The following is a 12,782-nucleotide window of genomic DNA, read 5'->3' on the forward strand; positions in this document are numbered from 1 at the left end:
ACATTCAGCCTGTGTGTCGCCTGACACACCGCCTTCGCGAGCAAGCCCGCTCCCACAGGGTTCTACGTCGTTCTTACTGATGTGTGTAAAACAATAAAAAGGTGCAGCCATGCCCGCTATCCGAATTGGCATCAACCCGATCTCCTGGAGCAACGACGACTTGCCGTCCCTCGGTGGCGAGACGCCGCTGAGCACTGCCCTCGCCGAAGGCAAGGACATCGGCTACGAAGGTTTCGAACTCAACGGCAAGTTCCCCAGGGATGCCAAAGGCGTCGGCGATGTGCTGCGGCCCTATGACCTGGCGCTGGTGTCCGGCTGGTACTCCAGTCGCCTGGCGCGGCGCTCCGTGGCCGAGGAAATCGACGCCATCGGCAGCCATGTCGAGCTGCTGGCGAAAAACGGCGCCAAGGTACTGGTCTACGGTGAAGTCGCTGATTCCATTCAAGGCCAGCGAATTGCGTTGGTCGAACGCCCGCGATTTCACACCGAACAGGCGTGGCAGGCCTACGCCGACAAGCTCACGGAACTTGCGCGCTTCACCCTGTCACAGGGCGTTCGCCTGGCCTATCACCATCATATGGGCGCCTACGTCGAGTCCCCGGAGGACATCGATAAACTGATGGCGCTGACCGGCAGTGAAGTCGGCCTGCTGTTCGATTCGGGGCATTGCTACATGGGGGGCGGTGAACCCTTGCAGGTGCTGCGCAAACACCTCTCGCGCATCTGCCATGTGCATTTCAAGGATGTGCGCAAACCGGTGGTGCAGCTGGCGCGCAACCACCTGTGGAGCTTCCCGGACTGCATCATCAACGGCACCTTCACCGTGCCCGGCGATGGTGATATTGACTTCGCCGAACTGCTGGACGTGCTGCTGGCGGCCGACTACCACGGCTGGCTGGTGGTGGAAGCCGAGCAGGACCCGGCGGTGGCCCCGAGCTACGCCTATGCCAAAAAAGGCTTCGACACCTTGCGTGCGTTGCTCGACGAGAGGACTGCGCGATGAGCCTGCTGGTCAAGAGCAACGCCCGTGGCCGGACGATGGTCGCGTTGGGTGAAGGCGAGCTTGAATATGTAGGCTTCGCCGCTTACCGATTGAGTCTGGGCGAAAGCCTGCCGGTGTCAGCCGGTGATAAGGAGCTGTGCCTGGTGCTGCTCAGCGGTCGCGTCAGCATCAAGGGTGAAGCGCCGGGGCAGGGCGTGTTCGAGTGGGACAACCTTGGGGATCGCCAATCGGTGTTCGAAGACAAATCCCCGTTCGCCGCGTACTTGCCCCCCGGCAGCCAGGCGCAGGTGGTGGCGTTGAGTGATGTGCAATTGGCCGTTTGCGCCGCGCCCGGTTCGGCCAGCGCACACCACGGCCCGCGCCTGATCAAACCCGAGACCATGAAACGCAGCGTGCGCGGCAAGGGCGCCAATACCCGCTACGTCTGCGACATCCTGCCGGACACCGAGCCGGCCCATTCGCTGCTGGTGGTGGAAGTGCGCACGCCCTCGGGTCATTCGTCGAGCTACCCGCCCCACAAGCACGACACCGATGACCTGCCGCACCAGAGCTTTCTCGAAGAAACCTATTACCACCAGATCAACCCGCCCCAGGGCTTCGTGTTCCAGCGGGTCTACACCGATGACCGCAGCATCGACCAGGCCATGGCCGTGGAAAACAGCGACCTGGTGGTCGTGCCCAAGGGCTATCACCCGGTCAGCGTGCCGTATGGCTACGAGTCGTATTACCTGAACGTGATGGCGGGCCCGAAACGCGTCTGGCAGTTCCATAACGATCCGCAGCACAGCTGGCTGCTGGATCTCTGAATGGCAACCTCTGTGCGGAGAACAACAATAATGAGCAAACCCCTGCGTTTCGCCCTGAACCGTATGGTCGCCCCCCGTTTGTCCCTGCCTGCGTTCATCGAGTTGGCGGCGGCCCTCAAGGCCGACGCCATCGAGATCCGCAACGACCTCAAGGGTGTCGAGATCGAGGATGGCACCGCGCCCGGGCACGTCCGTGAGTTGTGTGCGGCCAAAGGCATCAGCGTCTTGTCGATCAACGCGTTGTATCCGTTCGATGTCTGGAATGACGAGCGTCGTGCGCAGGCGTTGAAGCTGGCCGCCTATGCCCGCGATTGTGGTGCCCGGGGCCTGGTCATGTGCCCGTTGAACGACCGTGGCGATCCGCGCAGCGAAGCCGAGCGTGCGTCAGGCCTGCGCACGGCGTTGAGTGAGCTGGCGCCGATCCTGCGCGATCACGGCATTTTCGGTTTCATCGAACCACTGGGTTTCGAAGAGTGCTCGTTGCGCCGCAAACACACGGCGGTCGAGGCGATCAAGGCCATCGGCGGGCTGGATGTGTTCCGCCTGGTGCACGACACCTTCCATCATCACCTGGCCGGTGAGCAGGCGTTTTTCCCTGAGCTGACCGGGCTGGTGCACATCTCGGGTGTCGAGGATGCGCAGGCGCCGCTGGCGAGCATTCGCGACGGTCACCGGGTGCTGGTGGGCGCGGGCGACATCCTGGGCAACGCGGCGCAGATCGACGCCTTGCTCGGCGGCGGCTACAGCGGCTACCTGTCGTTCGAACCGTTCGCCGACAGCGTCCATGGCCTGGTGGATATCGAACAGGCGATCGGCGCGAGCATGGATCACCTGCAGAAATCCCAAGGTTAATGGAGATCCCCGTGGGAGCGGGCTTGCTCGCGAAGATGGCGGCATATTCAACAATGAAATCGCCTGACACATCGCCTTCGCGAGCAAGCCCGCTCCCACATTGATCAGTGTTCCCAGCACATACCGGATTCAGCTTCAAAGGAAGGTGCAAGCATGACCACAACAAGACTGACCATGGCCCAGGCCCTGGTAAAATTCCTCGATAACCAGTACATCGAGGTCGACGGGGTCCAGAGTAAATTCGTGGCAGGGGTCTTTACCATTTTCGGCCACGGCAACGTACTGGGCCTGGGGCAGGCCCTGGAGCAGGACAGCGGCGACCTGATCGTCCATCAGGGCCGCAACGAGCAAGGCATGGCCCACGCCGCCATCGGTTTCGCCAAGCAGCACCTGCGCCGCAAGATCTACGCCTGCACGTCATCCGTGGGGCCAGGCGCGGCGAACATGCTGACCGCTGCCGCCACCGCGACAGCCAACCGCATTCCCTTGCTGCTGTTGCCCGGTGATGTCTACGCCTGCCGTCAACCCGACCCGGTGCTGCAACAGATCGAGCAGTTCCACGACCTGAGCATCAGCACCAACGATGCCTTCAAAGCCGTGAGCAAATACTGGGACCGCATCAACCGCCCCGAGCAACTGATGACGGCGGCGATCCACGCCATGCGCGTGCTCACCGACCCCGCCGAAACCGGCGCCGTGACCCTGGCCTTGCCGCAAGACGTGCAGGCCGAGGCGTACGACTATCCCGATTACTTCCTGCAAAAACGCGTGCACCGCCTTGAACGCCGGCCGCCCACCGACGCCATGCTGGGTGATGCGCTGGCGCTGTTCAAAGGCAAGCGCAAACCGCTGATCATTTGCGGTGGCGGGGTCAAGTACTCCGGGGCCAACGCGGCGCTGCAGGCCTTTGCCGAGCGCTTCGATATTCCCTTTGCCGAAACCCAGGCCGGCAAGAGCGCGGTGATCTCCAGCCACCCGCTGAACGTCGGTGGCATCGGTGAAACCGGCTGCCTGGCGGCGAATCTGCTGGCCAGGGAGGCTGATCTGGTCATCGGTATCGGCACCCGCTACAGCGACTTCACGACCGCGTCGAAATCCTTGTTCCAGCACCCCGGCGTGCAATTCCTCAACCTCAATATCAGCCCGTGCGATGCCTTGAAACTCGATGGCGTGCAACTGCTGGCCGACGCCAAAACCGGGTTGCAGGCGCTGGCCGATGCCTTGGGTGATTACCGCTCCGGCTGGGGCAATCAACCCTCTGAAGCCAGGGCGCAATTGGACCAGGAGGTCGACCGGCTCTATCGGGTCGAGTACCAGACCCAGGACTTCACCCCGGAAATCAACGACCACCTCGACCCGGCGGTGCTGCGCGAATTCATCGAGTTGACGGGTTCCTGCCTGACCCAGAGCCGGGTGCTCGGCGTGCTCAATGAAACCCTCGCCGATGACGCAGTGATCGTCGCCGCCGCCGGCAGCTTGCCCGGCGACTTGCAGCGCAGCTGGCGCAGCAAGGGGGTGAACACCTATCACGTCGAGTACGGCTATTCGTGCATGGGCTATGAGATCAACGCCGCACTGGGGGTGAAGCTTGCCGAGCCCGGGCGCGAGGTCTACGCACTGGTGGGTGACGGCTCCTACATGATGCTGCACTCGGAGCTGGCGACCTCGATCCAGGAACGACGCAAGATCAACGTGGTGCTGTTCGACAACATGACCTTCGGCTGCATCAACAACTTGCAGATGGGCAACGGCATGGACAGCTTCGGCACCGAATTCCGTTTCCGCAACCCGCAAACCGGCAAGCTCGACGGCGATTTCGTGCCGGTGGATTTCGCCATGAGCGCGGCGGCCTATGGCTGCAAGACCTACAAGGTCAGCACCGTTGAGGAGCTGCACATCGCGTTGGCGGATGCGCGCTTGCAGACGGTATCCACCCTGATCGACATCAAGGTGCTGCCCAAGACCATGATTCACGGCTACCTGTCGTGGTGGCGGGTCGGCGTGGCGCAAGCCTCCACCAGCGCCCGCACCGATGCGGTGGTCAAGACCCTCAACGAACGACTGGCCAAGGCCCGTCAGTACTGATTGCCCTGAATCGAATAACAACAAGGAGTCCTTACATGTCATTGCTTTCCAATGCGTTGCGGTTAGGCGTCATCGGCACCGGCGCCATCGGCCAGGACCACATCCGCCGTTGCAGCCAGACCTTGCTCAACAGCCAGGTGGTGGCGGTCACCGACATCAACTTGCAGCAAGCGGCCAAGGTCGTGGCCGATCTGAAGCTGACCGCCGAGGTCTACCCCGATGGCCACGCGCTGATCCAGGCGCCGGACGTCGACGCGATCCTCGTCACTTCCTGGGGCCCAAGCCACGAAGAGTTTGTGCTGGCAGCGATTGCCGCGGGCAAGCCGGTGTTCTGCGAGAAGCCGCTGGCGGTCACCGCCGAGGGCTGCCGCAAAATCGTCGAAGCCGAAGTGGCCCATGGCAAGCGACTGGTGCAGGTCGGTTTCATGCGTCCGTACGATGAAGGTTATCGCGCGCTGAAATCGGTGATCGACAGCGGCCAGATCGGCGAACCGCTGATGCTGCATTGCGCCCACCGCAATCCCACCGTGGGCGAGAACTACAAGACCGACATGGCCATCACCGACACCCTGATCCATGAACTGGACGTGTTGCGCTGGTTGCTCGACGACGATTACGTGTCGGTGCAAGTGGTGTTCCCGCGCAAGAGCAGCAAGGCCCTCGCGCATTTGAAAGACCCGCAGATCGTGCTGCTGGAAACCGCCAGGGGCACGCGCATCGACGTGGAAGTCTTCGTCAATTGCCAGTACGGCTACGACATCCAGTGCGAAGTGGTGGGGGAGACCGGCATCGCCAAACTGCCGGAACCGTCGCAGGTTCAGTTGCGCAGCGGGGCGAAACTGTCCAACGCGATTCTGATGGACTGGAAGGATCGCTTCATTGCGGCGTACGACGTTGAGTTGCAGGCGTTCATCGACGGTGTGCGGGCCGGGCAAGTGGGCGGGCCATCAGCGTGGGATGGCTTCGCCGCCGCCGTTGCTGCCGATGCCTGCATCGAGGCGCAGAACAGCGGGGCGATCGTCAAAGTCGCCCTCCCTGACCGCCCAGGTTTCTACGGTTAACCACAAAGCCAATGTGGGAGCGGGCTTGCTCGCGAAGGCGACGGCACATTCAGCATTGAAGTTGCCTGACACACCGCTTTCGCGAGCAAGCCCGCTCCCACAGGGTCCGCGTTCTATTTAGGGAAATACATTTATGCGCATCGGACTTGTCGGTTACGGCCATGGCGGCCGGTTTTTCCATGCTCCGCTGATCAGCAGTCTGCCGGCGGCGACGTTCGTGGGCGTGGTGACCCGCTCCGCCGAGCGCCGGCAACGGCTGGCGGCGGAACATCCGGGTGTGCCGGCTTTCGACAGCATCGGCCAGCTGGTGGAAGCCGGGATCGACGTGCTGGTGGTGTCGACACCGCTGAAGGGCCGCCCGGCACTGGTGCTCGACGGCATCGAGCACGGGGTGGCCGTGGTCAGCGACAAGCCGTTCGCCGCCGATGCCCAACAGGCGCAAACCCTGATCACCATGGCCGAGCGCCAGGGTGTGCCATTGAGCGTTTATCAGAACCGGCGCTGGGACTCGGACTTCCTCACCGTGCGCAAACTCATCGAGTCCGGTGCGCTGGGCCAGGTCACCCGTTTTGAGTCGCGGATCGAGCGCTACTCGCCACCGGCGGTGAACACCGGCAGTGGCGGCGGTTGCTTGCGCGATCTTGGCAGCCATCTGGTGGATCAGGCGCTGTTGCTGTTCGGTCCGGTGACGCGGGTTTATGCCGAACTGGATTACCGGGACAAAGACCAAACCTTCGACAACGGCTTCTTCATGTCCCTGACCCACGCCAGCGGTGTGACCTCGCACCTGGGCGCCAGTTGCCTGCAAAACACCCCCGGCCCGCGCTTTCGGGTGACCGGCACCCAGGGTTGTTACAGCGTCGACGGCCTGGATGGCCAGGAGGCGTCCGCGCTTGCCGGGCGCTCGCCGAAAACCGAAGGCGAACGCTGGGGCGTGGAGGAGCACCGACGCTGGGGCTGGTTCGAGCACGGCGAAGAGCGCGAACGGGTTCCCTCCGAGCGTGGCTGCTGGAATCAGTTCTATTTACAGCTACAAACTGCATTGCACAGCGGTGGCCCACTGCCTGTGGACGCCCGTGATGCGCTGGCGACCACCCGCGTGCTAGACGCTGCGCGGCTGAGTTCCGAGGGGCATCAAGTGGTGGAAGTGAGCCCTTTCGCCAGCCATGGAATGAAATCAGAATAAAATTCTAAAATCGATTGATATGGAAAATATTTTCCAATAAAGTCATTTCCAGCGTACTGCTTCGCACAACGTTTAAACGCTTTCCCTGCTTGTCCGCTTACTGAAATCGTCACGCCTCATCCATAAAACCAACAAAAATGTGGAGAAAGACCTTTCATGAAGACCAAGATCCGTTTTGCCTCACTTGCCTTGTCCCTGATGGTCGCCAGCGGCGCTGCGCTGGCCGATGTGAAGATCGGTGTCAGCATGTCCCAGTTCGATGACACCTGGCTGACCTACCTGCGTGAATCCATGGACAAGAAAGCCAAGTCCTATCCCGACGGCGTCCAGCTGCAATTCGAAGACGCCCGCAGCGACGTGGTCAAGCAACTGAGCCAGGTCGAAAGCTTCATCAGCCAGAAAGTCGATGCCATCGTGGTCAACCCGGTGGATACCGCCGCCACCAAAAAAATCACCGAAGCGGCGGTCAAGGCCGGCATTCCACTGGTCTACGTCAACCGCCGCCCCGATGACCTGAACCTGCCCAAAGGCGTGGTGACGGTCGCCTCCAATGACCTTGAGGCCGGTGAAATGCAAATGCAGTACCTGGCCGACAAGATGGGCGGCAAGGGCGATATCGTGATTTTGCTCGGTGACCTGGCGAACAACTCCACCACCAACCGCACCAAGGGCGTCAAGGAGGTGCTGGCCAAATACCCGAACATCAAGATCGAACAGGAGCAGAGCGGCGTCTGGCTGCGGGATAAAGGCATGACCCTGGTCAACGACTGGCTGACCCAGGGCCGCAAGTTCGACGCGATCGTCTCCAACAACGACGAAATGGCCATTGGTGCCGCGATGGCCCTGCAACAGGCGGGCGTGGAAAAAGGCAGTGTGTTGATTGCGGGTGTCGACGGTACGCCAGACGGCTTGAACGCCGTGAAGAAGGGCGCCATGGCCGCTTCGGTGTTCCAGGACGCCAAGGGTCAGGCTGACGGCTCCATCGATACCGCCGTGAAGATGGCGAAGAACGAGCCGGTCCAGTCGGCTGTCTGGGTGCCGTTTCGCCTGATCACGCCGCAAAACGTCGACCAGTTCAAATAGTCCGTCCATTCAATAACAACAATAAACACGCAAGGTGGCGCGCGCGACCTTGCTGATGGAGTACCTGATCATGTTCGCTTCAGCGACTGCTTCGAGCACCCCCTTGCAGGGTGTCCAGCCCACTGCAACGCCTGTCGATGAGCCGTACCTGCTGGAGATCATCAACGTCAGCAAGGGTTTTCCCGGTGTCGTGGCGTTGTCCGATGTGCAGCTGCGGGTACGCCCCGGTTCCGTGCTGGCGCTGATGGGCGAAAACGGCGCCGGCAAATCCACCCTGATGAAAATCATCGCCGGCATCTACCAGCCGGACGCCGGCGAACTGCGCCTGCGGGGCAAGCCGGTGGTATTCGAAACGCCACTGGCGGCGCTTCAGGCCGGGATCGCGATGATCCACCAGGAACTCAACCTGATGCCGCACATGAGCATCGCCGAAAACATCTGGATCGGCCGTGAGCAGCTCAACGGTTTCCACATGATCGACCACCGGGAAATGCACCGCTGCACGGCCAGATTGCTGGAACGCCTGCGCATCAACCTCGACCCCGAAGAGCAGGTCGGCAACCTGAGCATCGCCGAACGGCAGATGGTCGAGATTGCCAAGGCCGTGTCCTACGACTCCGACATCCTGATCATGGACGAACCGACGTCAGCCATCACCGACAAGGAAGTCGCCCACCTGTTCTCGATCATTGCCGACCTGAAAAGCCAGGGCAAAGGGATCATTTACATCACCCACAAAATGAATGAAGTGTTCGCCATCGCCGATGAAGTCGCGGTGTTCCGCGATGGCGCCTACATCGGTCTGCAACGGGCCGACAGCATGGACAGCGACAGCCTGATTTCGATGATGGTCGGTCGCGAGTTGAGCCAGCTGTTTCCGGTGCGCGAACAGCCGATCGGCGATCTGCTGCTGTCGGTGCGCGACCTCAAGCTCGATGGCATCTTCAAAGGCGTTTCGTTCGACCTGCATGCCGGGGAAATCCTTGGCATTGCCGGGTTGATGGGTTCCGGCCGGACCAACGTCGCCGAAGCGATTTTCGGCATTACCCCCAGCGACAGTGGCGAGATGCGTCTGGACGGCGAGGTGGTGCGCATCAGCGACCCGCACATGGCGATCGAGAAGGGTTTCGCCCTGTTGACCGAGGATCGCAAGCTCAGCGGCCTGTTCCCGTGCCTTTCGGTCCTGGAGAACATGGAGATGGCGGTGCTGCCGCACTACGCCGGCCACGGGTTTATCCAGCAAAAAGCCTTGCGGGCTTTGTGCGAAGACATGTGCAAGAAACTGCGGGTGAAAACCCCTTCGCTGGAGCAATGCATCGACACCTTGTCCGGCGGCAATCAACAGAAGGCCCTGCTGGCGCGCTGGCTGATGACCAACCCGCGCATCCTGATCCTCGACGAGCCGACCCGCGGCATCGACGTCGGCGCCAAGGCCGAGATTTACCGGCTGATCGCCTGCCTCGCCAGCGAAGGCATGGCGGTGATCATGATTTCCTCGGAGCTGCCGGAAGTGCTCGGCATGAGCGACCGGGTGATGGTCATGCACGAGGGCGACCTGATGGGCACCCTCGACCGCAGCGAAGCGACGCAGGAACGGGTGATGCAACTGGCCTCGGGCATGTCCTCGGTTCATTAATGGATGCCGGTGGTGGCCAAGGCCGCCGTCGATGACGCGATAGAAGGGTGAGTGGTTATGAACGCGATACTGGAAAACAAACCGGCCACGGCACCGGTCAAGAGTCGCCGGCGCTTTCCCACCGAGCTGAGCATCTTCCTGGTGCTGATCGGCATCGGCCTGGTGTTCGAAGTGTTTGGCTGGATCGTGCGCGACCAGAGTTTCCTGATGAACTCGCAGCGGCTGGTGTTGATGATCCTGCAAGTGTCGATCATCGGCCTGCTGGCGATTGGCGTGACCCAGGTGATCATCACCACCGGCATCGACCTGTCATCGGGCTCGGTGCTGGCCTTGTCGGCGATGATCGCGGCCAGCCTGGCGCAGACCTCGGATTTCGCCCGGGCGGTATTCCCGTCGCTGACCGACTTGCCGGTGTGGATTCCCGTGATAGCCGGGCTTGGCGTCGGGCTGCTGGCGGGGGCCATCAACGGCAGCATCATTGCCCTCACCGGGATTCCGCCGTTCATTGCCACCCTGGGCATGATGGTCTCGGCCCGTGGCCTGGCGCGTTACTACACCGAAGGCCAGCCGGTGAGCATGCTCTCGGATTCCTACACGGCCATCGGTCACGGCGCGATGCCGGTGATCATTTTCCTGGTGGTGGCGGTGATCTTCCACATCGCGCTGCGCTACACCAAGTACGGTAAATACACCTACGCCATCGGCGGCAACATGCAGGCGGCGCGCACCTCCGGTATCAACGTCAAGCGCCATCTGGTCATCGTCTACAGCATCGCCGGGTTGCTGGCGGGCCTGGCGGGTGTGGTGGCTTCGGCCCGTGCCGCCACCGGGCAGGCCGGGATGGGCATGTCCTATGAGCTGGATGCGATTGCCGCCGCAGTCATCGGCGGCACCAGCCTGGCGGGAGGAGTGGGGCGCATCACCGGCACGGTCATCGGCGCGCTGATCCTCGGGGTGATGGCCAGCGGGTTCACGTTCGTGGGGGTCGATGCCTACATCCAGGACATCATCAAGGGCTTGATCATCGTGGTCGCGGTGGTCATCGACCAATACCGCAACAAGCGCAAGCTCAAGCGCTGAGGTTGACCGCGAACCGAGAGGTTGGGATTGGCTGTATATCCGTTAACGCAGCAACGGATCTACAGCCCATTCAAGCACGCACCTCCAGCCCCAACGCACAGTGACCCGCTTCCCCATATGGCAGGATCGCGCGTAATAGCGTATTAATGGCGCCCGAAAACGATCGGCACCAGGGACGGATGCAATGGGGTGGTACTCGGCTACAAATGCGTGGGCAGCGAAAGTATCGAAGCGCATCACCAATCGACAGCGACGTATCGCGGCTGCGGTGTTCCTGGTGTGCTGGTGGGCATCCGACCACTTTCAGTGGCCGGTCGCGCCCGTCTTCTTTTACGTACTGGCCTCCAACCTGTTTATCTTCTCGCTGTTCATCAAAGAGGATAAACGAGAGACCGGCAGCGAAAGCCGCGTCAAAAAAGCGCGATAAGCTGACCTCACCGCGCATCGCCCCAAACGATCAGATCAAAACCCGGCGGCCTGGCCGACCAGGTTTTCCTGCACGCCAGCCACCAGGTGCAGTGGCACCTGCTGCGGGTTTTCCGGACACGAGATTTCAAAACCGCCCACGATCTGAAGCTGTCGCTCACTCAAACCGGTCGCCTCCTCTTGTTTTTCCCTGGCCATTCTCGCGTGGTTCGCTGCGATTTCATTAAGAGTTGACACGTTACATCTCCGGTGACTGACCAAGCGTACTGCTGGAGTCCTTAAGCGTTAGTTTGAAGTGCTGCCGTGTCAGAATTATGTCGTTCTGGGGCCGCTACGACCGCCTGTGCAAGCCGTAAGCCAAGCATGGCTGCCAATCGCGCCCCAGGTTTGCCTTTGCGACGAAAGGTGGTGCGGTCCGTCTTATGGCTTCCAGATCGCAACGTCCTTGGCATCCACGGTCTTGGGCAACAAGCCGGCCGCAAAGAAGGCGTCGGCGATTTTCTGCTGTTCACCCAACTGATCGAGCTTTACCGGCTGCACCTGGTAGCTGCGATGGGTGTTGGCGCTTTCGACGGTTTCCACCCCAAGGTTGCCCCACAATGGGCTGAGCACCTGGGCCGCTTCACGGGGATTGGTTTTGATCCATTCACCGGTTTTGTGCAGCTGGTCGTACACCACCTTGAGGACCTGCGGGTGCGTCTTGGCGTAGCTGTCGCTGGTCAGGTAGTAGCGTTTGTAGCTGGCCAGGCCTTCGCCGTCCGCCAGGGTGCGGGTCGGCAGTTGCCGCTGCGCGCTGGTGAGGAAGGGTTCCCAGGTGACCCAGGCGTCGACCTTGTTGTTCTCGAAGGCCGCGCGGCCATCGGCGGGCGACAGGTAAGCCGGCTTGATGTCGGAGAACTGCAGGCCGGCCTTGTTCAGGGCGGCGATCAACAGGTAGTGGGAGCCGGCCGCCTTGGTTACCGCGACGGTCTTGCCTTTCAAATCCGCCAATTGCTGCAGCGACGAATCCTTATGCACGACGATGGCCTGGGCGGACGGGGAAGCCGCTTCCTGGGCGAAATAGGTCAACCTGGCCTGGGCGGCCTGGGCAAAAATCGGCACGGTGTCCGCCACGTCGGCACTGATGTCGACGTTGCCAACGTTCAGGGCTTCGAGCAGTGGCAGGCCACTGGGGAACTCATGCCAGCTGACGTCGATGTTCTGTTGCGCCAGGGTTTTGTCCAGGGTGCCCTGGGTCTTGAGTAGCGTGATCAGGGTCGAGGATTTCTGGTAGCCGATCCGCAGCGTTTCCCGGGCCTGGGACGGCAGGGCAAAGGACAGGGCAGCCAGGGCGACGACCAGGCCGGTCAGCAGTGGACGGTTGAATTTCGGTTGAGCATTTCGGGTGGACGTTGGCATGGCGCGCTCGCTTTTTAGCAACATGGAAAGACACTTTGTGCTGAGCATAGAGTTATAAAAAACAATTTATAAATATCGTTTAGGTATTAGCTTAGTGCCCCGGTTTGCGGGCTCCCTTGTCTGCAGGAGCGAGCCTGCTCGCGATGGACGTCAACGATGTTGCGCC

Annotated in this window: 12 protein-coding genes; 10 read left to right on the forward strand and 2 right to left on the reverse strand. The window is 61.5% G+C overall.

Annotated elements, in window-relative coordinates:
- The first annotated feature begins 109 nt into the window (after positions 1-109).
- The 10 genes from iolE to F8N66_RS16630 all read left to right on the forward strand — a co-directional run bounded on the left by iolE (position 110) and on the right by F8N66_RS16630 (position 11,219).
- On the forward strand, positions 110-1,003 hold the full coding sequence (gene iolE, locus F8N66_RS16580; RefSeq protein ID WP_150771204.1) for a myo-inosose-2 dehydratase: 894 nt from the start codon (positions 110-112) through the stop codon (positions 1,001-1,003).
- Positions 1,000-1,809: a 5-deoxy-glucuronate isomerase gene (gene iolB, locus F8N66_RS16585; protein WP_150771205.1), complete on the forward strand. Its 810-nt coding sequence runs from the start codon at positions 1,000-1,002 to the stop codon at positions 1,807-1,809. The genes iolE and iolB overlap by 4 nt, the downstream gene beginning before the upstream one ends.
- A 30-nt stretch (positions 1,810-1,839) precedes the next feature.
- A complete protein-coding gene (locus F8N66_RS16590; protein WP_150771206.1) occupies positions 1,840-2,661 on the forward strand; it encodes a TIM barrel protein in 822 nt (273 codons plus the stop codon).
- A gap of 153 nt (positions 2,662-2,814) precedes the next feature.
- Positions 2,815-4,746, forward strand: a complete 1,932-nt coding sequence (gene iolD, locus F8N66_RS16600) for a 3D-(3,5/4)-trihydroxycyclohexane-1,2-dione acylhydrolase (decyclizing) (protein WP_150771207.1) — start codon at positions 2,815-2,817, stop codon at positions 4,744-4,746.
- Positions 4,747-4,781: 35 nt separating this feature from the next.
- Positions 4,782-5,807: a Gfo/Idh/MocA family protein gene (locus F8N66_RS16605; protein ID WP_150771208.1), complete on the forward strand. Its 1,026-nt coding sequence runs from the start codon at positions 4,782-4,784 to the stop codon at positions 5,805-5,807.
- Between the two features lie 133 nt (positions 5,808-5,940).
- Positions 5,941-6,993, forward strand: a complete 1,053-nt coding sequence (locus F8N66_RS16610; RefSeq protein WP_150771209.1) for a Gfo/Idh/MocA family protein — start codon at positions 5,941-5,943, stop codon at positions 6,991-6,993.
- Positions 6,994-7,149: 156 nt separating this feature from the next.
- Positions 7,150-8,076 (forward strand): sugar ABC transporter substrate-binding protein, encoded by a 927-nt coding sequence (locus tag F8N66_RS16615; RefSeq protein WP_150771210.1) that lies wholly within the window; start codon positions 7,150-7,152, stop codon positions 8,074-8,076.
- 70 nt (positions 8,077-8,146) lie between these two features.
- Positions 8,147-9,712 (forward strand): sugar ABC transporter ATP-binding protein, encoded by a 1,566-nt coding sequence (locus F8N66_RS16620; protein ID WP_150771211.1) that lies wholly within the window; start codon positions 8,147-8,149, stop codon positions 9,710-9,712.
- A 57-nt stretch (positions 9,713-9,769) separates the two neighbouring features.
- The gene (locus tag F8N66_RS16625) at positions 9,770-10,792 is read left to right on the forward strand and encodes an ABC transporter permease (RefSeq protein WP_150771212.1); all 1,023 of its coding nucleotides are present in this window, start codon (positions 9,770-9,772) and stop codon (positions 10,790-10,792) included.
- A 184-nt stretch (positions 10,793-10,976) separates the two neighbouring features.
- Positions 10,977-11,219 carry a hypothetical protein gene (locus F8N66_RS16630; protein WP_150771213.1) on the forward strand — a complete coding sequence of 81 codons (243 nt, stop codon included), beginning with the start codon at positions 10,977-10,979 and terminating at the stop codon, positions 11,217-11,219.
- A gap of 35 nt (positions 11,220-11,254) precedes the next feature.
- On the opposite strand, the gene F8N66_RS16635 is transcribed toward F8N66_RS16630, so the two are convergent.
- Both F8N66_RS16635 and F8N66_RS16640 read right to left on the reverse strand, forming a co-directional pair.
- The gene (locus tag F8N66_RS16635) at positions 11,255-11,455 is read right to left on the reverse strand and encodes a hypothetical protein (protein ID WP_150771214.1); all 201 of its coding nucleotides are present in this window, start codon (positions 11,453-11,455) and stop codon (positions 11,255-11,257) included.
- Between the two features lie 183 nt (positions 11,456-11,638).
- Positions 11,639-12,616 carry an aliphatic sulfonate ABC transporter substrate-binding protein gene (locus F8N66_RS16640; protein ID WP_150771215.1) on the reverse strand — a complete coding sequence of 326 codons (978 nt, stop codon included), beginning with the start codon at positions 12,614-12,616 and terminating at the stop codon, positions 11,639-11,641.
- Positions 12,617-12,782: the final 166 nt, after the last annotated feature.

Origin of the sequence: Pseudomonas fluorescens, assembly GCF_902498195.1 — a bacterium.
Classification (GTDB): domain Bacteria; phylum Pseudomonadota; class Gammaproteobacteria; order Pseudomonadales; family Pseudomonadaceae; genus Aquipseudomonas; species Aquipseudomonas fluorescens_BU.

Excerpts from the sequence above, each read along its gene's own strand:
- iolE (WP_150771204.1), top strand. The coding sequence starts at position 110 with ATGCCCGCTATCCGAATTGGCATCAACCCGATCTCCTGGAGCAACGAC.
- iolB (WP_150771205.1), top strand. The coding sequence starts at position 1,000 with ATGAGCCTGCTGGTCAAGAGCAACGCCCGTGGCCGGACGATGGTCGCG.
- F8N66_RS16590 (WP_150771206.1), top strand. The coding sequence starts at position 1,840 with ATGAGCAAACCCCTGCGTTTCGCCCTGAACCGTATGGTCGCCCCCCGT.
- iolD (WP_150771207.1), top strand. The coding sequence starts at position 2,815 with ATGACCACAACAAGACTGACCATGGCCCAGGCCCTGGTAAAATTCCTC.
- F8N66_RS16605 (WP_150771208.1), top strand. The coding sequence starts at position 4,782 with ATGTCATTGCTTTCCAATGCGTTGCGGTTAGGCGTCATCGGCACCGGC.
- F8N66_RS16610 (WP_150771209.1), top strand. The coding sequence starts at position 5,941 with ATGCGCATCGGACTTGTCGGTTACGGCCATGGCGGCCGGTTTTTCCAT.
- F8N66_RS16615 (WP_150771210.1), top strand. The coding sequence starts at position 7,150 with ATGAAGACCAAGATCCGTTTTGCCTCACTTGCCTTGTCCCTGATGGTC.
- F8N66_RS16620 (WP_150771211.1), top strand. The coding sequence starts at position 8,147 with ATGTTCGCTTCAGCGACTGCTTCGAGCACCCCCTTGCAGGGTGTCCAG.
- F8N66_RS16625 (WP_150771212.1), top strand. The coding sequence starts at position 9,770 with ATGAACGCGATACTGGAAAACAAACCGGCCACGGCACCGGTCAAGAGT.
- F8N66_RS16630 (WP_150771213.1), top strand. The coding sequence starts at position 10,977 with ATGGGGTGGTACTCGGCTACAAATGCGTGGGCAGCGAAAGTATCGAAG.
- F8N66_RS16640 (WP_150771215.1), bottom strand. The coding sequence starts at position 12,616 with ATGCCAACGTCCACCCGAAATGCTCAACCGAAATTCAACCGTCCACTG.